21 protein-coding genes and 1 other annotated feature are annotated in these 21,842 nt (G+C 38.4%); of the genes, 13 read left to right on the top strand and 8 right to left on the bottom strand.

Going from position 1 to position 21,842, the window contains the following annotated elements:
- Nucleotides 1-122 precede the first annotated feature (122 nt).
- The 9 genes from DL897_RS13475 to DL897_RS13435 all read left to right on the top strand — a co-directional run bounded on the left by DL897_RS13475 (nt 123) and on the right by DL897_RS13435 (nt 9,940).
- Nucleotides 123-632: a GNAT family N-acetyltransferase gene (locus tag DL897_RS13475; protein ID WP_113659676.1), complete on the top strand. Its 510-nt coding sequence runs from the start codon at nt 123-125 to the stop codon at nt 630-632.
- A gap of 237 nt (nt 633-869) precedes the next feature.
- Nucleotides 870-1,619, top strand: coding sequence for a pseudouridine synthase (locus DL897_RS13470; RefSeq protein ID WP_113659675.1), 750 nt, complete (start codon nt 870-872; stop codon nt 1,617-1,619).
- Nucleotides 1,620-1,798: 179 nt separating this feature from the next.
- The gene (gene resB, locus DL897_RS13465; RefSeq protein WP_113659674.1) at nt 1,799-3,364 is read left to right on the top strand and encodes a cytochrome c biogenesis protein ResB; all 1,566 of its coding nucleotides are present in this window, start codon (nt 1,799-1,801) and stop codon (nt 3,362-3,364) included.
- A gap of 12 nt (nt 3,365-3,376) precedes the next feature.
- On the top strand, nt 3,377-4,579 hold the full coding sequence (ccsB, locus tag DL897_RS13460; protein ID WP_113659673.1) for a c-type cytochrome biogenesis protein CcsB: 1,203 nt from the start codon (nt 3,377-3,379) through the stop codon (nt 4,577-4,579).
- 62 nt (nt 4,580-4,641) lie between these two features.
- Complete coding sequence (locus DL897_RS13455) at nt 4,642-5,358, top strand: response regulator transcription factor (RefSeq protein ID WP_113659672.1); 717 nt, start codon at nt 4,642-4,644, stop codon at nt 5,356-5,358.
- Nucleotides 5,355-7,109, top strand: coding sequence for a HAMP domain-containing sensor histidine kinase (locus tag DL897_RS13450; RefSeq protein WP_113659671.1), 1,755 nt, complete (start codon nt 5,355-5,357; stop codon nt 7,107-7,109). Before DL897_RS13455 ends, DL897_RS13450 begins: the two co-directional genes overlap by 4 nt.
- Nucleotides 7,110-7,282: 173 nt before the next feature.
- On the top strand, nt 7,283-8,191 hold the full coding sequence (locus DL897_RS13445; protein WP_113659670.1) for an EamA family transporter: 909 nt from the start codon (nt 7,283-7,285) through the stop codon (nt 8,189-8,191).
- 378 nt (nt 8,192-8,569) lie between these two features.
- The gene (locus tag DL897_RS13440; protein WP_113659669.1) at nt 8,570-9,358 is read left to right on the top strand and encodes a helix-turn-helix domain-containing protein; all 789 of its coding nucleotides are present in this window, start codon (nt 8,570-8,572) and stop codon (nt 9,356-9,358) included.
- A 48-nt stretch (nt 9,359-9,406) separates the two neighbouring features.
- Entirely contained in the window at nt 9,407-9,940 is a 534-nt protein-coding gene (locus DL897_RS13435; RefSeq protein WP_113659732.1) for an MOSC domain-containing protein, read from the top strand.
- Between the two features lie 169 nt (nt 9,941-10,109).
- On the opposite strand, the gene DL897_RS13430 is transcribed toward DL897_RS13435, so the two are convergent.
- From DL897_RS13430 to DL897_RS13405, 6 genes are all read right to left on the bottom strand, one after another.
- The gene (locus DL897_RS13430; RefSeq protein WP_168188793.1) at nt 10,110-10,484 is read right to left on the bottom strand and encodes a carboxypeptidase-like regulatory domain-containing protein; all 375 of its coding nucleotides are present in this window, start codon (nt 10,482-10,484) and stop codon (nt 10,110-10,112) included.
- A gap of 92 nt (nt 10,485-10,576) precedes the next feature.
- Nucleotides 10,577-11,533, bottom strand: a complete 957-nt coding sequence (locus DL897_RS13425) for a trypsin-like serine peptidase (protein ID WP_113659667.1) — start codon at nt 11,531-11,533, stop codon at nt 10,577-10,579.
- Between the two features lie 343 nt (nt 11,534-11,876).
- Complete coding sequence (locus tag DL897_RS13420) at nt 11,877-12,566, bottom strand: SDR family oxidoreductase (protein ID WP_113659666.1); 690 nt, start codon at nt 12,564-12,566, stop codon at nt 11,877-11,879.
- A 12-nt stretch (nt 12,567-12,578) separates the two neighbouring features.
- Complete coding sequence (locus DL897_RS13415; protein WP_113659665.1) at nt 12,579-12,917, bottom strand: hypothetical protein; 339 nt, start codon at nt 12,915-12,917, stop codon at nt 12,579-12,581.
- A gap of 301 nt (nt 12,918-13,218) precedes the next feature.
- Nucleotides 13,219-14,799, bottom strand: a complete 1,581-nt coding sequence (serA, locus tag DL897_RS13410) for a phosphoglycerate dehydrogenase (protein WP_113659664.1) — start codon at nt 14,797-14,799, stop codon at nt 13,219-13,221.
- Entirely contained in the window at nt 14,792-15,949 is a 1,158-nt protein-coding gene (locus tag DL897_RS13405; RefSeq protein ID WP_113659663.1) for a pyridoxal-phosphate-dependent aminotransferase family protein, read from the bottom strand. The genes serA and DL897_RS13405 overlap by 8 nt, the downstream gene beginning before the upstream one ends.
- Nucleotides 15,950-16,008: 59 nt before the next feature.
- Nucleotides 16,009-16,235: a binding site (T-box leader), on the bottom strand.
- 267 nt (nt 16,236-16,502) lie between these two features.
- On the opposite strand from DL897_RS13405, the gene DL897_RS13400 reads away from it, so the two are divergent.
- Nucleotides 16,503-18,653 carry an ATP-dependent helicase gene (locus tag DL897_RS13400; protein ID WP_168188792.1) on the top strand — a complete coding sequence of 717 codons (2,151 nt, stop codon included), beginning with the start codon at nt 16,503-16,505 and terminating at the stop codon, nt 18,651-18,653.
- Between the two features lie 155 nt (nt 18,654-18,808).
- Here the strand turns inward: DL897_RS13400 and DL897_RS13395 are convergent, their stop codons facing one another.
- Complete coding sequence (locus DL897_RS13395; RefSeq protein WP_113659661.1) at nt 18,809-19,303, bottom strand: inorganic diphosphatase; 495 nt, start codon at nt 19,301-19,303, stop codon at nt 18,809-18,811.
- Nucleotides 19,304-19,430: 127 nt separating this feature from the next.
- Between DL897_RS13395 and DL897_RS13390 the strand changes: the two genes are divergently transcribed.
- Entirely contained in the window at nt 19,431-19,769 is a 339-nt protein-coding gene (locus DL897_RS13390; RefSeq protein WP_113659660.1) for a rhodanese-like domain-containing protein, read from the top strand.
- 50 nt (nt 19,770-19,819) lie between these two features.
- On the opposite strand, the gene DL897_RS13385 is transcribed toward DL897_RS13390, so the two are convergent.
- The gene (locus DL897_RS13385; RefSeq protein WP_113659659.1) at nt 19,820-20,029 is read right to left on the bottom strand and encodes a ferredoxin; all 210 of its coding nucleotides are present in this window, start codon (nt 20,027-20,029) and stop codon (nt 19,820-19,822) included.
- Nucleotides 20,030-20,150: 121 nt separating this feature from the next.
- Here DL897_RS13385 and DL897_RS13380 point away from each other — a divergent pair, with 121 nt between their 5' ends.
- Complete coding sequence (locus DL897_RS13380; RefSeq protein ID WP_113659658.1) at nt 20,151-20,714, top strand: CPBP family intramembrane glutamic endopeptidase; 564 nt, start codon at nt 20,151-20,153, stop codon at nt 20,712-20,714.
- Nucleotides 20,715-20,928: 214 nt separating this feature from the next.
- Nucleotides 20,929-21,522 carry a genetic competence negative regulator gene (locus DL897_RS13375; RefSeq protein WP_113659657.1) on the top strand — a complete coding sequence of 198 codons (594 nt, stop codon included), beginning with the start codon at nt 20,929-20,931 and terminating at the stop codon, nt 21,520-21,522.
- Nucleotides 21,523-21,842 lie beyond the last annotated feature (320 nt).

Genomic DNA, 21,842 nt, shown 5'->3' with positions numbered 1-21,842 from the left:
TCATGTGTTTGGTTCCTAATTAACTTGTCTAAAGGAACTATTTGCCCGATAATCGAAATATGAGCGGATTTTTGTGGGATAACCTCTAGATCATTAGCTTGATATACGAGGGGGATTAAATCATGCAAACTGCTTGTCAGCCTATTCAGCTATCTTTTTATAAGCCTGAATTTGATGTGATTCTAAGTACATTCCAACTTCCTAAGGAACAACATCAGTATACAGCTCTTCCCAATGAGATTCTTAAACAAGCGATAGAGGATCAGAATCAATATCCCGTTGTCATTTTGCTAGGGGATACACCTGTTGGCTTTTTTATTTTACATAAGACAGAGAATACTCAACAACTTACCGATTTTCCGCATGCCCTTTTGCTTCGTACACTATCCATAAATCATATACATCAAGGCAGAGGCTATGCCTATCAAGCGATGTCTAATCTTTCTATGTTTGTATGTGAACATTTTGATGAGATAGATGAGATTGTATTAGTAGTAAATGAAAAGAATCTAGCTGCCCAACGTTTGTATCAGAAAGTGGGATTTGTGGATAAGGGAAGAAGAAGGGTAGGTCCGATTGGTCGACAAAAGGTTTACCACTTGGAGTTATCCAATCGAAAAGAGTCTATATGAGAAATAGCTTTCCTAGAAAGTTGAAAAGGTTCTTACTTTGTATGGTTGGCAAAGTAAGAACCTTTCCTCTATTTTGGAGATATCTATGTCATTTGATTTAAAAATGATATCTAAAGCGACGACCAGCTAATTGAGAGGGGGCTATTTTATTGAGAAAAAGATTGAAAACCTTTCTGATAGGATCTAGCACTTGTGATAAAGGGTTATAATGGATAAGATGTCTAAGAGGTGACAAAGATGGAACGACTACAAAAAGTGATGGCTCAAGCAGGTGTAGCTTCAAGGCGACAATGTGAAGAGCTGATTCAAAAAGGCTTGGTTAAAGTAAATGGACAAGTAGTCCAAACACTGGGAGTCAAAGTAAATCCGAAACGTGATGTAATCGAGGTGAAAGGGAAGAAGTTACAACAGGAAAAGAAGCGAACCTTTCTTTTTTATAAGCCTCTACGCGTGATTACAAGTATGAATGATCCACAAGGAAGAAAAGTCGTGGCCGATTATTTTCGTCATATCTCCGAGCGCGTTTATCCTGTAGGACGTTTGGACTATGATACGGAAGGGCTTTTACTCGTTACGAATGATGGCGAACTGGCGAATCACTTAATCCATCCACGTTATGAAATGGATAAAGTGTATAAAGTGACTGTGCAAGGAAGACCTTCTAAGGAAGCTCTAGCACAGCTTCGAGAAGGAGTTATGTTGGAAGATGGACAAACAGCTCCAGCCAAAGTAAAAATACTCGAAGGAAATGATAAAAAATCAGTATTAGAGATCGTGATTCATGAAGGAAGAAATCGGCAAGTACGTCGTATGTGTGAAGTGATCGGTCATCCTGTTATCCATCTAATTCGGACGCGATTGGCTTTTCTTACACTAAAAGGTCTCAAAAAAGGGCAATCCCGAGAGCTAACATCAGGAGAAATCCAGCGATTAAAGAAGTTGCTCAGTTCCTCGACTAAGGACAAGCACAGAAAAAGAAGATTTTAGCAGAACTTGTAAGTTGGAAGTGGCTTTCTTTTATGTTGTGGATTTTTTAAACTAGAGCATATTGACTTCATTGGATGTTCAAACAATCTTCAAATTTTAACGATCAGTGAATGAAGAATATGGCGATATAATAAAGTTTAGAGTTTCACAAAGTCTAAACTTTATATGGGGGGAATGGAATGATTGAAAATACAAAGTGTGAATGTGGACATAACAACCCCATTGGTACTATTTTATGTGAGTATTGCGGAAAGCCGCTTTTAGAAGAAACAAAGGAGAAAAAGACGATTGAACAAGAGATGCGCTATGAAGGAAAAGCGCGTCGATCACAGATAAAACATAAAAACTTCATTGATCAAGTTTGGAGTTTTTTCTCCTCTGTCAAAGTGGCGATTATCCTCATTTTAATTACTTTGATCGCTGCAGGAATCGGTTCACTCTTACCACAAGAGCGTGTAGCAGCAACAAGTAATCCCGAACTATTTTATTCTCAGGAGTATGGGATTTGGGGAGAATGGTTCTATAAGTTAGGCTTATCGGATATGTATAATTCTTGGTGGTTTATGACCTTATTAGCGATGATTGGTGTCTCACTTGTTATTTGTAGTCTGGATCGTGTGATACCTCTTTATCGTGCCCTTAAAAATCAAAAGGTAGAGAAAAGTACTGACTTTCTATTACGGCAACGTATTTCCTATCAGGAATCGGTAGCTGATGAAAAGAAAGAAGAGAAATTTGATGCGCTTACGACTGCACTAAAGAAACGACGCTACCAAATTCGACAAGAAGGAGATTCGATCCTTGCCGAAAAAGGACGAATCAGCCGTTGGGGTCCTTATATTAACCATATTGGTCTCATCATATTTTTATTGGGTGTTCTTTTACGTTTCTTGATTCCAGGGTGGTATCTGGATCAAGCCATGTATATTCAAGAGGGACAAACAAGAAAAGTTCCTGATACACCTTACTACGTTAAAAATGAGAAATTCATCGTTGAACAATATGATGGAAAATTTGCAGGGATTCCTAAGAAATATCAAACCAAGTTAATTTTATATCAACAAGATTCATCCGGAAACTTAAAACCGGTTCACCGAGGGTCCGCAATTGTAAACCATCCTTTTGAATATAAAGACTTATTTTTGGTTCAAGTTGATGCTCAAACGAATCTAAAAGGGATTAAGCTGAAACTCATGGATAAAAAGAGTCAGCAGTCCAAAGGAACCTTTTTAGTGGATCTAGGTAATATTAAACCCAATCAGGTGTATACGGTCGGTTCCAATCTAGAAGTGAGAGCTTTAGAGTATTATCCCGATTTTGCTTTAGAAAATGGGAGACCGATCACTAAGTCACAAGAAGTGGTTAAACCTGCTTTTATTTTTGAAGTCAAAGAAAAAGGACAAAAAGAAGGTGAGCGTTCTTGGGTAATTTCTGGAGAGAACGCCGATGCACTCACTCCAGAAAATAAATATGTGATTAAACTAGCTGGCTTTGAGATGATTCCAACGTCAGGTTTATTGGTTCGTATAGATAAGAGCTTACCTATCATATTTGTGGGTGGTTTTATCTGTCTTATTGGCTTAGCGATGGGATTTTATTGGCATCATCGTCGGGTTTGGATACGATACAAAGATGGTGTCCTTTACCTAGGAGCACATACCAATAAGAGTTGGTTTTCCCTACGTCGTGAGTTAAATCAAGTAGGAAAACAGTCAGGAATCGATTTGAAATTGGTTCAAGAATAGGTGGGTGATATAATGGAACAGCTAATGGAAAATCTATTGCTTTGTACTTTTTTCCTTTATTTACTTTCCTCTGTTGCTTTTGTGATGGGTATAAAGGGTAAAAAAGGTGAAGAGCCCAAACAAAGAGAGCGAAAGTGGGGGAATATTGCTGTAGGACTTGCTATTATTGGTGTAGTGTTTCAGATTGCTTTTACCATTACCCGAATATTTATTAGTGGACATTTCCCAACGAGTAATATGTTTGAGTTTACGGCGTTTTTATGTTTTACGGTGGTCCTCTCCTTTATTGTGCTCTTCTTTATTTATCGCACGGTAGTATTAGGTGCTTTTGTAATGCCACTAGCCGTCATTTTGCTTGCATATGCCTCCGTTTTTCCTAAAGATATACAGCCACTCATCCCAGCCTTGCAGAGCCATTGGTTATATATTCACGTAACAGTTGCCGCTCTTGGGTCAGGTGCCTTTGCAGTTGGATTTGCTGCTGGATTGGTTTATTTAATTAACCAAGTTGGTAACAAAAAAAGTGGAAAAAATGCAGCCTACTTGGAAGTGACTTTAGTGGTTGTCTTGATGTGGGTAAGCTTTATTTTGAGTAGTTTTGTTTCAGGTGCACTCGGATATCAAGCGGAAATTACAGCACAAATAGAAGGGAAACAAGTTACACAAAAATTTGATTTACCACCGATTTTTGGCCCCCATGAAGGAAAGGTAGTTAAGATGGATTCCTTCCTTGGACAAAAAGAGCCTTTATTTGAAGTACCAAGCTGGATGAAAGGGCAAAATGCTGCTAAAAATGTAAACTCTACGTTTTGGGGAATCATAACCGGATTGATTTTGTATGGGTTGATCCGCTTATTCACAAAAAAACGACTAACTGAAATCCTTTATCCTTTGGTTAAAAAATGGAATCCTGAATTACTTGATGAGATTAGTTACCGTTCAATTGCGATTGGGTTCCCTATTTTTACATTGGGAGCATTGATTTTCGCAATGATTTGGGCACATGAAGCTTGGGGTCGTTTCTGGGGATGGGACCCCAAAGAAGTTTGGGCACTAATTACTTGGCTATTTTATAGTGTCTATCTTCATTTGCGTTTATCCCGTGGCTGGCATGGAATGAAGTCCTCATGGTTAGCTGTTGGTGGCTATGTGATCATCATGTTCAATCAAATTGTAATTAATATGGTAATTTCCGGTCTACATTCTTACGCGTAAAAGTTATAAAATAGAATAAAAAAATGAAAGAAAAAGATCGATTGTTCGCATGAGGTGAAACCATGGATAGGCAATATCATATTTTAGTAGTTGATGATGAATCAAGAATTCGAAGATTACTTCGTATGTATTTGGAAAGAGAGGGTTACAAGATTGATGAAGCTGAAGATGGAGAAGAAGCGTTAGTTAAGGCTTCAGAAAAAAACTATGATTTAATTCTATTAGATCTAATGCTTCCGGGCGTAGATGGTCTAAATGTGTGTCAGGAGATTCGTAAGAATAAAGCAACACCGATTATTATGTTGACAGCCAGAGGAGAAGAAGCCAATCGGATTGAAGGCTTTGAAGCTGGTACAGACGATTACGTTGTAAAGCCGTTTAGCCCACGTGAGTTGGTACATCGTGTGAAAGCGGTCTTACGTCGTGCGTCAGCTACTGCTTATCTTTCAACCAATACGGAAACACATAATGTGATTGTATTTCCGGATCTACAGATTGACCACGATGCACATGAGGTTAAAGCGGGAGGCAAAGCCATTAATTTAACTCCCAAAGAATATGAGTTATTATATTACCTAGCTAAATCACCTGATAAGGTTTTTACACGTGAAACCTTGTTACGTGATGTTTGGCATTATGAGTTTTTTGGAGATTTACGTACTGTAGATACACATGTCAAACGTTTACGTGAAAAACTAAATCGTGCTTCGAAAAGAGCAGCACAAATGATTACGACCGTTTGGGGAGTCGGTTATAAATTAGAGGTGCCGAAAGAGTGATATTACGAAGTGTAGTAGGGAAACTATGGTTAACCATTATCATACTTGTATCAGTTGTGCTTATTGCTTTAAGCCTGTTTTTAAATGAACAAGTTGATAATACGTATACACGAACACATAAAGAGAGCTTAGAACGTCTCGCAAAGGAGATTCGATCAAAGAGTGCTGATTTAAATCATGTCCAAGAGGTTAGTAAAATATTCGATACTTATATGATTGTGATGAATTCACAAGGAAAAATAGATACATCCAAATCAAAGCCTGATTCATTACCTGTAGCTGAAGAGGTAATTCAACTCGTTGATACAAGTAAAGTTTCTGAGAACGATGTATATATTCAAACAGGGAAGGTCGAAGCGAAACATGGTGATATCATGTTAGCTGCGGTTCCTTACCATTTAACAAATGACCAAGTTACGTTGATATTTTATCAGCCTTTAAATGAGTCAATCGAAGAAGACCTTAAAATGTGGATTCTTTACTCTGCTTTAATTGGGATCGCTCTAACAACCATTTTCGCTTTCTTTTTATCTACACGAATTTCTCAGCCGCTGATTCAAATGAAAAAGGCAGCTGAAAAGATGGCGAAAGGGGATTTTACAGCTCGAGTTCATGTCAGAGAGCATGAAAAAGATGAGATTGCAGATCTTTCTTTAACCTTCAATAGAATGGCTGGACAATTAGATGATTTAGTTAATATGCTTTCTCATGAAAAAGAACAGCTAACCAGTATACTACGTAGTATGACTGACGGAGTTATTACTTTAAATGCGAAGGGCAAAGTCATCATGACGAATCCACCAGCTGATCGCTTATTGGCGATTTTTCGTGAGCCTGGTGAACTTAGTTTGAAAGCCACATTACCTCCTCCACTGAAAGATTTTTTTGATACGGTTGTTAAAGAGGAGAAAGAACATTTTGGTGATATTACGGAACAAGGTAGAACATGGGCTGTAGTCATGGCTCCTCTTTATGCTCGAGGTCAATTACGAGGTGCTGTAGCCGTATTCCGAGATGTGACTGAAGAGCGTCGCTTAGATAAGATGCGTAAAGACTTTGTAGCCAATGTGTCGCATGAACTACGGACGCCTTTAGCCATGCTTCAAGGATACAGTGAAGCATTGATTGATGATATTGCGCAGTCGCCTGAAGAAGTGAAAGAGATCGCTCAAGTGATCAATGAAGAGTCCATGCGAATGGGCCGTTTAGTTCGCGAACTTCTTGATCTTGCTCGGATGGAGGCAGGACATATTCAAGTACAGCTATCTGACTTAGATGTATCCATGTTTGTTCAACGTGTTGTTCGTAAATTCCAAAACTTGGCACGTGATCGAGATGTCGAAGTAATTGGTGAAGTGGCGGAAGATCTCCCCTTTGTTCGGTGGGATGAGGATAAAATCGAACAAGTACTTACTAACTTGGTAGATAACGCTATTCGTCATACACCACAAGGTGGGAAGGTAACTGTACGTGCATTTTGGAATGAGAAAAATATGTTCATCGAAGTCGAAGATACAGGAACAGGGATTCCAGAAGAAGATCTTCCTTTTGTATTTGAACGCTTCTATAAAGCGGATAAAGCAAGAACCCGTGGTCAATCGGGTGGTACTGGTTTAGGACTTTCGATTGTGAAGCACTTAGTGACTGCACATCAAGGAAATGCGACTGTTCGCAGTCAGATTGGAAAAGGAACCGTTTTCTCCATCCAGCTTCCTGTCGAAGTACCCGAGGATGCTGAATTAAAACTATAAAAGTATATGATATGATTGACTCTAAAATCTAATTATTCCTTAGTTCAGAGCGATAAGCAGCTGATTTAGAAGATAACCTCTATAAAAAAGATTAAAAGTATGATTAAATAAAAATAGCTCCTATATTTGGGGGCTATTTTTATATATTTGGGGAGGAGGAGCAACGTTTTGATATGAAACGCTTTGTTGCGATTGGTTCAGTCCTACTAGGTGCTGCTTCATATGGAGCCATGTCCGCAGTGATCAAACTTGGTTATCAAGCTGGTTTTACTCCCAAGGAGATAACAGGGGCACAAGCATTTATCGGATGTTTGGGATTATGGCTTATTTTTTTGCCAATGATCAAAAAAGTAAGGGAAGTTCGTAAAAAAAATGTATTCTCTTTAGTTGTTTGCGGTGTAGCTTCAGGGATGACTGGTATCTTTTATTATTTATCATTGAAAGAATTGCCTGTAAGTATAGGGATTATTCTTTTATTTCAGTTTGCTTGGATGGGAATGATTGTTGAATCGTTTCAGAAACGAAAATGGCCACTCGTTCATCAATGGGTTGCGATAGCTGTGATCTTATTAGGAACTTATTTTGCAGCAGGATTAACAAGTACCCCTCTAGAGCAAATTTCGACCAGAGGGATCATCTATGGTTTAATTGCTGCTGCAAGCTATACTGGATTTTTACACTTTAGTGGAAATGTGGCCAATCATGTTTATCCATTATTTCGAAGTGCACTTATGCAGACGGGAACGATGATCTTTATCTTTATCATATATCCGCCAGAGTTTTTGATAAGTGGTGCCTTACCAAAAGGCCTGTGGATTTGGGGTGGATTGTTAGGGATTTTTAGTACAATGATTCCAACCATCCTCTTTGCTCGAGCACTGCCACATGTAGGAACTGGATTAGGAGCAATCCTAAGCTCGATCGAGCTACCAACAGTGATTATTATGTCACATATCGTATTAAGGGAGCAGATAACATGGCTGCAATGGGTAGGAGTATTCTTAATCCTCCTTGGGATCATGATTGCTAATCGTAAAGTTACACTTCAGCAATCAAATGTTAAAGAGAATAGTTGTTCATAGTGGAATGCAAAGAGGTTATATAAGAAAAAAGATAGTGATAAACCCTTGATATATAGACGTTAGTCTTTAGATATTAGGGGTTTTTCTATTTTTACCGTTTAGACAAGGACTTATAAGATTTAGTCATATAGAATCATGTCTACCATGATTACGGAATCTACTAAAGGAAAGCAATAGATCGGGGGAATTTTAGTTAAGGAATATGGAAGAGAGAGGCTTTTTTATATAAAAAGAGCCATTAATAGTGAAGAAAGGTTAATAATCTCGCTTTTTCTAACGTACTGTGTTCTAGAATATCTTTTGTTTTTTCAGTACAATGGTCTTTAATATTACTAACCCTTCAGTTAGTAATAGAATAGGGTATAGAGGTGTATACAAGTGGCGTGGCTTACAGTAAAAGAAGCGCTAGATCTATTAAAAAGTGAAGGCGTATCAGTTAGTGATCATATGATTCGTCGCTGGCTTCGTGAAGGGAAACTTAAAGGAAAGCGCCCCAAAAACCGAAAAGAAGGCTGGAGAGTGGATCAAAAACACTTGATCCAGTTTATACAGTCTAAGAAGTCACAAGATAGTCAAACATCGACTATCCACATCTATGAAGCCTATGAAGTACTAAAAAAAGAACGAGATACATTATTAGCAGAAAATGAGCAACTAAAAGCAGAACTAGAGTACCTCCGTAAGGAACTTTCGGATAAAGGAATAAACAAGATAAAGAAACAGGAACCGGAAATCGATGACCACTATTTGTTCGATTTATCTCTTTTGTATGCAAAATCAGAAGATCACGGGGGAGTGCCTGTTGAAATCATGCAAGACGAAGGAGATGAAGAAGAATTTGATGAAGCACCTTTAGTGGAAAAAGAAAAGATCTCCAGAGAAAAAGTGATGAAGATTTGGCAGGAACAAATAAAAAGGCTAAATGATCGAGAAGAAGTGTTAAAGCGAGCCAAAGAGGTATTGTTTACTACATTATTTAAAGAAGATGATCGTTATGCTACCATTGAGCAAACGGAAAAGGGATATTATATCTGCCCATTTCGTTCACCAAGAGGAAAATATTATGGTAGTGCTCTTAAGCTAATTGAGACAGCTATTCCAGTACTCATTAAATATGCAAATATCCAATATGGTAGGGAATTGGAAAGACAAAAATTGGGCTATTAATCAAGAGGTGTCAAGTTGAAAAAACTTCTAGCTAAAGTAGAAGCAGTCATGATAGCTGATCAAACGGAAAGTTTTGTTACACGTCGACTAGAAGAAGCCGATTTAACTTATGGTGGTATTCCTGGTGATCGACATTTTGGAATTACTGCACGTGCTGATACTCGTCAACCCATGTATCCAAAGGATACAGAAATCTTTAATCGACGACAAATTAGTATATTATCCGTTGAAGAATTAGATGTCATAGCAAAAGAATTAGGTGTGAAAGCAATTCTTCCCGAGTGGCTAGGGGCAAATCTACTGATTAGTGGACTTTCAAATCTTACACAACTTACGATGGGCTCTCGGCTATTATTTCCGAGTGGAGCAGGGCTTGTTTGTATGGGAGAAAATAGACCTTGTCGTTTTCCTGGTGAAGTGATACAAAAAAATCTCCCCATGGTACCAGAGTTAGAGAAAAAGTTTGTCCGAGCTGCTTATAAGAAAAGGGGCATTGTTTGTTTGGTAGAACGACCAGGAACCATCAAGCCTGGAGATCAAATCAAGATTTTGGTAAACGATTTTGCTAATCCATTACAATAAAAACAATGTAAAAGGGAACTATTGTTGTAAAGATAGTTCCCTTTTATAATTAAAATGGACCCCTCTTTCGATTGCCTTAAAAACACATCCGACTCCGATCTTTTCCGTGGTTCACTTGCCCTGTTAAGGATAGGTGTAAAAGTAATGACACAAATACGATAGGATTCGATTATTTTTTCTCCTTTAAAACAATACGCAGGGTCATCCCTTTTTTGGTTAAATTGATTTCGCTTGTACTGACTTGATATCCCTCTTTACTGATTTGAATCTGATATTTCCCTACTGGTAAATTCCACTCAAATTTCCCTTGATTGTCGGTCTGTTTCCCGATTTCTGGTAAGGCGACTTGGAACTGCGGGATAGGATTAATCCCAGCTTGAGCAATGGGTTCTCCACGTTCGTTTGTGACTATTCCTTTCAACAGGCTGTATTCTAATTTAGGAGGAAGAGTAGGCTCATGATGGGTTGAAGACTGATCATGACATCCAATTAGAAACAGTAATAGAATAGATACGAAAAAATAACTAATCCTTCTAAAAAACATAGATTTCTCCCCTTTACTATAGAAAATAGAAATAAGGGGAGTTCTTGACGAAAGAATCCCCTGTAGTAACAAACTCTTGTTTGAAGCCATTTCTATTTTTTGGCATTCTTCCAATTACTCAGATTGTCAAATACGTCCTTGGTAATCCGTGTTCCGTAGTTGTGATTATCATTGTAGAGACCTGTTCCATATGCATGAATAGCAATTCCGCAAGGACCTTTACACTTGGAATTATTAGGCTCATACACAGGTGAACCACTTTGCCCACCTTCTGTGTCGTTTTGATAACCGAGTTGTCTATCTTTGTTTTTTCTAATTTTATCAGAATGTTGCCACATGGTTTGTGGTTTACTGGCAGGATATCCGGCAATATTTTCACCAATTCCGTTTAAACTAGCTGATTGCCATCGATAACCGAACCAACCGGTTTGATTGCCTAGAGGACGGTTGATCTTAATCGCACCATAATCATATTTTGGATCATTACTGTTGGTCCAGCCTTTCACTGTATATAAATAAGTTGCATCGGCATAACCATACGGAGAGGAGGAACCGTTTCGTCCTGGATAAATTTTCGCCCAAGGGACCCAACCTTTTAATCCATTTTTTTTCGAGACATCATAAACACAGTGACCAGCTGTTACGACAGTATCGGGACTTATAAACCAACCTGTACATACATAATTTTTCGGTAATTCAATAAATGCAATCGCGCTGTATGGGTATGATTTGGTATTCTTAACTTGTGCTCGATTGTCTTTTCCAATGATAGAATGAGTCGTAATATCTGGCTTCTGTTGACTAGGAAGGATTGGGATTTCTTGTGGATGTAGTTTACCTGATCCTTGATAAGCAGGCGAAATGGACTGCTGCTCTGATACAGCGGGCATAGCATCGTAACTCTCTTCATTGGTTATTAGATTTTTAGAAATGGAAGTATCTAGATCAGATGGATTGGCTGCAGAAGAGGATTGAACAGTAGACATCAGACAAAACATAAGTAAACCAGTCAAAACAAAGATAAAGGAAAATGAACGAAGTTTCCTCATGATAAACCACTCCTCTTATTCTATGATTGATGTGATAGAAATGAGTTGCAGAAGATAGGTGTTGTTACTGATCACCTCCTAGCGGTTTCTCTTCTCTATTTTTGCAATATTGGGAATAAAATAAATGGGATAGGCTCATAGTATGGCAAATTACTGTTTAACTTGTAGATTTTTCAGTTTTTTACACGAACACACTCTAATTATAGCATATATTATATAAAATGGAATATTTAGATATCTATTGCTGGAAAATAGAATGGAATTCATTGCAAATAAAGATTAATAAGCATCGGTTCCAAAAAAACAGAACACCTCATCGAATAGGAGATGTTCTGTCTTATTCTTATTTTTTTTGGAATTCTTTAGGTACTTGGGGACGCATGACAACTTGGTTGATAATTACATTTTTGGGTGCGGAAATTATCAACCAAACCGTTTCTGCCACTTGCTCTGGCTCCATCGCCCAGTCTTTGGGGTTGTTAAACTCGGTTTTTATCGAGCCAGGGCAAAGTGTAGATACATTTACATGATGTGATTTAAGTTCTAAAGTAAGAGCTTCGGAAAAACCCATAAGCCCAAATTTTGAAGCACAATAGCCACCACCATTAGGAAAAGCAACCATTCCAGCTACACTGGAAATATTGATGATGTGCCCTTCGGTTTGCTTGAGATAAGGTATGGCGTATTTACAAGCGAGAAAGGTTCCTTTGAGATTGACATCCATCATTTCATCCCAATCAGACTCATCTAATTCGTGTATGGGAGCAAAGCGTCCTAACCCAGCATTATTAATTAGAACATCGATCTTTCCACATTTTTCGATCGTGAATTGGATCAGCGACTGAACTTGTTCACTTTTGGTTACATCACATGTAAAAGGGAAAATTTGACTAGGATATTCTTGTGCAAGAGACTGGAGTTGCTCTTGACTACGAGCAGAAGCAACAACAGTTAATCCCTGTCGCGCTAAACGACGTGCAATCGCAGCTCCAAGCCCTTTGCTAGCTCCAGTAACAATAGCTACTTGATCCATGAAGAACACTCCTTAGGCTACAAAATGAAATACTGATTTCAGAACGATAAGTAATAGGGCCCATATCGTATATGATATTAAGCAAAGCCACCAGACAACAACCAAACCAATAATAATTCCCCAGCCATGGCGGCTTCCTAAGCGACGCCAAGCCATGATAATCAAAGGGGTTAAGATAATCAATATAAAAATACTTAAAATGGGGAAAGCCAAAAAGACCAAAACCCTTGGAATCAATGAAAATAAGTATAAGGGTGGAGCTATCCACAAAAGAATAACATAAAACAACAGAGAGAGAAACAAAGTAGAGTAAACCACAATAAGCGTTTTCTTTCGTTGATCTTCTACCATCAGTATCCATCCTCCTGTGTGGTTAGTCTTGGCACAACGTTAGATCAATCCTGTCGATTAGATAACACATTTTAGAACATTCAATACCATCAACAATTGATATATGATTAAATTTCTGTATATATGAAATATATTCCCATTACAATGGACAGAAATGGAGGAAGCCTATTCCTTTTAAGTAATGGTTAAAAATAATAAAGGGATGATCCACAAAGGTATGGTAGCCTTTGTAGTCATCCCTCTAATTATACTATTAAAACAAAGCAGTTACTCTAAATAGTAGGAGATTATTTTATGATGTTTATAATGCAATTTCTTTTACAGAGTAAATCCCTTCTACTTGCTGGAGCTCTTGTAAGATATCAGATGTAAGTCCTTTATCGATGTGCAGGAGCATAATGGCCTGTCCGCCAATCTCTTCCCGACCTACTTGCATCGTAGCAATATTGATATCATATTTGCCTAAAACCGAACCTACTCGGCCGATAGCTCCGGGGCGATCTTGATGTTGAATAAAGAGGAGATGACCATCTGGTGAAATATCAATCGAGTAATTATCTACTTTGGTAATCCGGGGCCCTAAGCCATTAAGTAGAGTTCCCGCTACACTTCTTTGTTCCTGATCGGTTTTAATTTCCACTTTGATAAGTTGAGTAAAACCATAGTTTTTAGTAGATTTTTGCTCTATGATTTGAATCCCCCTATGTTTGGCTAGATGTGGAGCATTCACGTCATTGACATCGGAAAGGTGGCAAGAAAGTGCTCCTTTTAAAATGGTACGGGTAAGAGGGGCAATATCCCACTGAGCAACTTCTCCAGCAAAAGTAACTGTAATTTTTTCCAAAGCACCTTGTACCACTTGAGCCGCAAATTGCCCTAATTTTTCGGCTAGTCCTTGATAAGGTTGTAGCTTAGCTTGCAATTCTTCAGGGATTGAAGGCAAATTGACCGCATTTTTAAAAGGTTGCTTATGCAATATATGAAGCACTTCTTCCGAAACGTCGATAGCGACATTTTCCTGAGCCTCTACCGTTGATGCACCTAAATGCGGTGTAGCGATCACTTGTGGCAAAGAAAACAATGGATGTTCTCCAGGAGGTTCGGTAACGAATACATCGAGAGCTGCTCCTGCTACTTTTCCAGATTGAATGGCTTCGTATAATGCATCTTCATCAATAATTCCACCTCGGGCACAATTTAAAATACGCACACCTGGCTTCATCTGAGTAAATACATCTTGATTGATCAAATGACGAGTCGTTTTAGTAAGTGGAGTGTGAACAGTAATAAAGTCACCTATAGCAATGGCTTCTTCGAAGGATGCTTTTTTTACCCCTAATTTTTTAGCACGCTGTTCTGTTAGATAAGGATCGTAAGCAACCACATCCATCTGAAATACTTTAGCTCGTTTTGCCAATTCACCCCCAATTCTGCCTAGTCCGATAATACTTAAGGTTTTGCCCTTCAATTCGACTCCAACAAATTGTTTGCGTTTCCACTCCCCTTGGATGGTTGAACGGTAAGCTTGTGGAATATTGCGAGCGAGAGCAATCATCATGGCAAAGGTATGTTCTGCTGTTGAAATGGTATTTCCGTCTGGGGCATTAACCACGATAATCCCTTTTTTGGTTGCGGCAGTAATATCGATATTATCTACTCCCACACCTGCACGACCAATTACTTTTAAACGGGCAGCTTTTTCGATCACTTCAGCTGTTACTTGGGTTTGGCTACGAACTAATAAGGCATCAGCACTTTCGATTTCGAGTAGCAATTCATCGAAGGATAAATTGGTTTTACGGACTACTTCGACTTCTGGATCCATTAGCAATTTTTGAATACCTAAATCGCTGAGTGGATCAGTGATTAATACTTTATACATGTTGTAAGAACACCTCCTGAGCAGCTTGAACGCCTTGACCTAGTTCGATTGGGGCGTTGATTTGTTTTAGAGCAATTTCGAGTGCTGAAAGAGTTGATAGAATATCAAATGGATCACAATAACCCATATGTCCAATACGGAAGATTTGTCCTTTGAGATATTGTTGTCCACCAGCAACGGTAACATTAAGCTTTCTTAGCGCCTTTCGTAGCTCTTCAACATCCCAATCTGCATCTTTTCCATCAATCGATGTAACGGTTGGAGATGCGTCTTCATCTGATGTCATTAAAGGAAGACCAAGTCCCCGAATCCCCGCACGGGTCATATTTTTAAGTAACTCGTGTCGATGATAAACATGGACGAGACCTTCTTCTTCGAGTAACCGGAGCACTTCTTTTAGACCAAATAATAATGAAAGTGCAGGTGTATATGGTGTGGTCTTTTTGTTGAGCTGGCTCTGATAAGCTCGAAGATCAAGATAAAAGCGCGGTGTTTGATTTTGCTCAATCACTTTCCATGCTCGTTTGCTTACTCCAACAAAAGCAAGCCCTGGTGGAAGCATAAAGGCTTTTTGTGAACCTGTTACCAAAAGGTCAATACCCCATTCATCCATCTGGCTTGGAACCGCACCGATACAACTTACACCATCCACGATCACCAGTGCATCAGAATGGGTATGAGTAACTTGAGCGAGTTCTCTAATCGGATTGAGTACTCCTGTAGATGTTTCGCAATAGGTCATAAATACCGCTTTTACATGAGGATGTTGATGAAGGAATGCTTGAAGTACATCTGGGCTACAGGCTGTCCCCCAAGGAATATCAAGGCGATGAACATATACTTGGTAGCGTTCGAGAATCTTTACAAAGCGCTCTCCAAATACACCTGTTACTATTACAACTGCTTCTTCACTCGGAGAGAGTGTATTAACAACGCAAGCTTCGAGTGCTGCTGTACCTGAGCTACTTAAAATAAGGGGTTGTTCCTCTGTTCCTAAAATGGGTTTGAGTTTATTGCTACATAAAGCGACTAGTTCAGACGCATCCGTACTGCGATGTCCAATCATGGGTTGAGCCATTGCTCGCTCTACACTTGGGGGAATTGGAGTAGGACCAGGAATACGAAGTTGAAACTTATCTGCAAAAAACATATGAGACCCTCCTTAAAATAAAATAAAAAAACCTTTCGCCTTCACACCTATGGCTAGGTGTGAGGGACGAAAGGTTCGTGGTGCCACCCTCATTCGTTGCATGCTCACGCTGTGCAACCTTAGTAGGTCTTTACGACCTGTCATGGATAACGGTACAACCGTGCTTACCTACATATGATTTCAGTAAGCCGCTCCGGAGTGCTCCACATGGATCAACTGCCGATTTTCACCAGCCATCGGCTCTCTGTAAGTTTGATATCATGCTTGGCTCCATCATCGTGTTAACTTGTTAAATTATGCTTATTACTGTAGCAAGGAAAAATTAAAGAGTCAATGTCTAATTTTCCCTATTTTAAGTCTAAATTGTGTCTGGAATATCATATAAACGATCTTCTAATTGTTTTAGAACTTACTTGTCACTTGTATTATTATGCAAATAATTAGCATGGATTCTATGTGACTAATTACCATGATTCAAACAGGTTCAATCTATGATAACATAAGTTTGTTTAGAAGAGACCTTTCACGTGGAAGAAAGGGGAATTCAATTTATATGTTCGGTTCTACAATAGAGTTATTATTGGATGATTTAAATGAAGCACAACGGGAAGCTGTAACGGCAGCAGATGGTCCGACAGTAGTATTTGCTGGTCCCGGAAGTGGAAAAACAACTGTACTCACTCGTCGGGTTCTCTATTTATTAGAAAAAGGAACCCTACCTGAACAACTTATGGTTGTTACATTTACACGTGCTGCAGCCAAAGAGATGAAAGAGCGCTTGGCACAAATTATGCCAGATAAAGTAAATAAAATGATGATCGGGACTTTTCATTCATTATTTTTACTCATGTTACGTGAAGATTTCGGACGCATTCCATCTTTTTTATCCGCTGTAGAGCAAAAAGAATGGATTCGTGAGTGGTTAGCAGGCAAAGAACTACCAGCTGACGACGAATCGATTTCGACATATCTGAATCAAATTGGCTTATGTAAGGGGAATCTTATTTTTCCTCAAAACTTAAACGTGCAAAAGAAAAGCAATATTCTATTCCGTGATTTATATCAAGCGTATGAAGAGAAAAAGAAACAGTTTCATTATTGGGACTATGATGATATCTTAGTAGCTACTTATCGTCAACTACAAAACCCTCATATTCTAGCTAAATGGCAAGAGCGATTTAAATATATTTTGGTTGATGAATTTCAAGATATCAACCGAGTTCAATATGACATCATCATTCAGCTTAGTGAAAAACATCGATGCCTATTTGTGGTGGGGGATGATGATCAAGCTATCTATGGGTTTCGCGGAAGTGACCCAACTTACATGTATAAGCTAAAGAAGGAATTTCCAGAGTTAAAACAAGTGATTTTATCCATCAATTATCGTTCAACAGATGAGATTATCCATTTAAGTGATCAGTTGATTCGTAAGAACAAAAAACGTCAAAAAAAGCTACGACAAGGATTAGGAACAAAAGGGGCTTCGCCTGAATGGCTAGAGCCAGAAGATGAAGAAGCAGAGTCTAATCAAATTTTATCTTATTTATCAGATGGTGTTGAAACAGCCATATTATATCGAACATCGACGCAAGCACGCTCGATGGTTGATGCACTTATTAGAAAAGGGATTCCTTTCTCTGTTTCATCAGGCGAAGGTTCTTTTTATAAGCGTTGGCAAGTACAAGATATCTTGGCTTATTTTCGGCTTGCCTATCAACCTAATGACTTAGATTCCCTAGTACGAATTATGAATAAACCAAAACGATATCTTTTTAATGAAAGATGGATAGACTCTTGTTGGGATTTAGCCCGAAGATCAGATCGCACTTTACTCGATGTCCTGCCTGAGATACCAGGTCTAGAACATTACCAAATTCGTTTACTAAAAGAAATGCGAAAGATGATTATGCGTTTGAAGGAGATGACTGCATTAGAAGGAGTCCATCTTATTAGACAAGAGATTGGCTATGACCGTTTTTTGGAGAAATTTGCCGAAGAGACGGGGAATGACCGTCTGCTTGTATTTGAACCTGCTGAGGAGCTATTATTGGCAGCGAAATATTGGACTGATGGACAAGCATTGCTCTTGCACACTGAAAAAGTGGAAAGCTATATGAAAAAACCACATCCTAAGCCACAGGTTCATCTGATGACATTTCATAAATCCAAGGGATTGGAGTTTGACCGTGTTTTTTTAATCGGTCTTCATGCTATGTTCTTGCCACACCGTCGTAGCTTGCAAGTACCCGAACATCGAAAGCAAGATGCTTGGGAAGAAGAACGTCGTCTTTTATATGTCGCGATAACACGGGCGAAAAGTGAACTTTATTTGTCTATAAGTAAGATGAGACAAGGAAAAAAACTTAGTCCTTCTCCCTTTTTAAAAGAACTAGGGTTTAAAATGCCTGATAAAAACATGGCAGCTGATGAAATAGCTGTTACCCATGAGCGAAACATAGTTACTGTGCACCAGATAAGTCAAAGCCAACTAAAATCACAGCCACAATTGCGCTTTGTCCATGAAGAAGTAATTCCGGGTATGAGATTAAGACATAGCAAATTAGGAATAGGTACAGTGGTAAAAGTGACACCTCTTGCGGGAACTGTACCTGGTAGGAAAATCCAGCTACGCTTTGAGAATGAGGTGAAAACCTTACATTATGAGCTTGCAAGACAACTACGTCTACTTTTTCAGGAATAAAATAGGATCACTCTTGTCTAAACCACCTTTTACTTGATTTTCCTTTTTCTGTTGAATAACTTTTTTGTTTTTTACCCAGTAAAAGTGAAACAGAAAAAGAAAGTCGTTGTAAGATTTGTAGGCAAATGAAAACCCCCTGTTAAAGGGGGGACTGATTACTTCGTTTCTTGATATCGTTTTAAGCACTCTTCATATAAGTTGCGAGCAAACTCAGCATCTTTCCAGCCTTCGATTTTAGTTTCTTTTTTCTCCAGATCTTTATATACTTGAAAGAAGTGAGAAATCTCATCTAAAATGTGTGGAGCTACATCATCCAAGGTGTTTACATTGTTAAACCGAGGGTCATCTACAGGTACAGCCAGCAATTTTTCATCTTGTCCTTTATCATCAGACATGATTAATACACCTAAGACACGGCTGCTGATGACACAACCTGGAAAAGTAGGGAAGCTCGTTAATACTAAGATATCCAATGGATCTCCGTCTTCGGCGAGTGTTCCTTCCAAGTAACCATATTCAGTTGGATAGTGCATAGGAGAATATAATACACGATCGAGACGAAAAACGCCTTTTTCTTTATCATATTCATATTTATTTTGGCTACCAGTAGGGATCTCAATAAAAGCATCAACAACTAATTCTTTGGACATGAAAATCCTCCTCGATATATTATGTAGATGATATTGTAAACCCATCTAAATCACATTGTATTCACTTTTGCTATCATTCGCAAACAAAAGTTTAAAAGAATAAAGATCAAAAAAATAAGGTGATTCAATGATAGAAAATCAAGCAAAATATCATATTTCCGCAGAAGAATTCGCTCAGAAGTTTCAGAAAAGGGAGCTTGGTCATGCTCAGTTAATCGATGTAAGAGAGCCAGAAGAGTGGGAAGTGTATCATTTAAGAGACAGTCAGTTGATTCCCTTAGCTTCTTTACCTACCTGTGTATCTAAATTAGACCCCAAAAAGCCGATTTATCTTTTCTGTGCCCATGGTATACGGAGTTTACATGCAGCTAACTTTTTATTAAGTCAAGGATTTAAAGATGTGATTAATGTTGATGGAGGACTCGCTGAAGTAAGCATTTATTTAGAGGAAAACGGGGAAAAGTAAAAGAGAAAGCGTATATAAAAGCTGCTTAGTATGCTAAGCAGCTCTTAAGCTTATTCTTCAACTTTAATCGAGTCAGTTGGGCAACCTTCTTGAGCATCGCGTACAGAATCGTGAAGGTCTTCTGGTACTTCAGCAGTTCCAGTGTTATCATCCAAAATCACGTATGCGATACCATCTTCATCATAATCATATACATCAGGAGCTGTTGCTCCACATGCTCCACAAGCGATACAGGTGTCTTTATCTACCCAAGTACGCATGAGTGTAAATCTCCTCCCATATTTAATTCCCAAATAAGTCCACTTCCAACCACCATTTTAGAACGTTTTAAGTAGAAATGCAAGGAGCAAACAAGGAACTGCTATAAAGGAGAGAAAGATAATGGATCAAGAGAGGCAGGGATTATTTCAACATCAATTACAAAGAGAGATCCTTATCGACTTTTACTTTTCCCAAGGTATCCTCTTTTTATGCACAGGGATACTATTATGGTGGCAAGAGCGTTTGAATATCAGTTTATTGGGTATTTATGAAATAAAATGGTGGCTTGTTGGTGTAGGAGCCAGTTTGGTTGTACTAATTATAGCGTTATTGTTAAAAACAATTGTTCCTAAAAAGTGGATAGATGATGGTGGAAAGAATCAGCAACTTTTTCAAAGACGCTCGGTTCTCCACATCTTTTTCATTGCTTTGATTTCTAGCTTTGTAGAAGAATGGTTGTTTCGTGGAGCTATTCAACATTGGCTGGGGGTTTGGGGAACTAGTATATTATTTGTACTTCTGCATTTTCGTTACTTGAAAAAATGGTTATTGGTAATATATCTCCTACTCGTAAGTGTATTTTTGGGCGAGCTTGTTGTTGTATCAGGTGTACTTGCTCCAGCTATTGCTGTGCATTTCATTGTTAATTTATGTTTAGGATTATATATACGTTATAAGGATTGAAAAATGGTACAAATAAGAGTCGTTTTTTTAGGTAATTAAGATGATCTTTTATTATGAATATGATAAAATATATACTTATCATTATATGGGTGCAAATTCACTCGCTTTTGTGTATTATTAAAGTAGAAGAGATAAGGAGACCCATCTCCGTAACCGAATGATAATGAACCACATAATATATTTTGTGGAGGTCTCCAGCGAGGGAGGGAAAGCCATGCGTGTCGAGCGTCTAGGCGGAGATAAAATCCGTTTCTTTTTAACCTTAGATGATCTTTCTGATCGAGGGATTGAAAAGGAAGATATGTGGCGAGATATTCCAAAGGTCCAAGAACTATTTAGCGAAATGATGGAGCATGCGTACGAAGAACTTGGTTTCGAGATTGCGGGACCTGTTGCAGTCGAAGTTCATGATCTACCTACACAAGGGATGATTGTTGTCGTCACTAGAGGACGGACTTTTCGAACCGATGAGGACGACTTTGAAAGCGAAGAAACATATGAACTGGAAGTATATCCGATGTTAGAAACAGAGCATATTGTTTTTCGCTTTGCCGACCTAGAAAACCTAATTCAAGCAGCGATGCGCATGAATTCTCTTATCGAACAAGGTGGACAGGTTTACAATTATAATCATACTTATTATCTTGTGTTTGGTAAAGATTTACAAACAGACCGTTTTGATGCGGTGATGGCCTTGTTATCTGAGTTTGGAGAAATCTCGACTGTAACGCATGCAGTTTTAGAAGAATATGGCAAAGTAATTTGGGCAAATAATGCGATTGAAGAAATTTGCCAGTGCTTTGCTTAAGATAAACAAAAGTCGCGCATAAGGCGCGATTTTTTCGTTTTAGAAACGAGATAAATCACTTAATAATAATCGAGTATGACCCTAAAAAAACTTTCTTTGGTTGATTCCTGTTAAATAGTATAGTACATTTTGTTAATGAGGCTATCCTCGTAGCTCATTTTTTTATTATCTTGTAACCTGTTTATAAAAAGTCGAACCTACATTATAATGTTCAATTTCCTAATCAAATCATAGGATAACTTCAAAATGAAAAGAACTACTTTTATTGGGAAAGGAAGGGAGTAGCCATCTTCGCTTTCTTGTTCTATGATATAGAAGAA

This window comes from Thermoflavimicrobium daqui (assembly GCF_003313465.1).
Classification (GTDB): domain Bacteria; phylum Bacillota; class Bacilli; order Thermoactinomycetales; family Thermoactinomycetaceae; genus Thermoflavimicrobium; species Thermoflavimicrobium daqui.
This window is presented reverse-complemented; position numbering and strand designations above follow the sequence as displayed.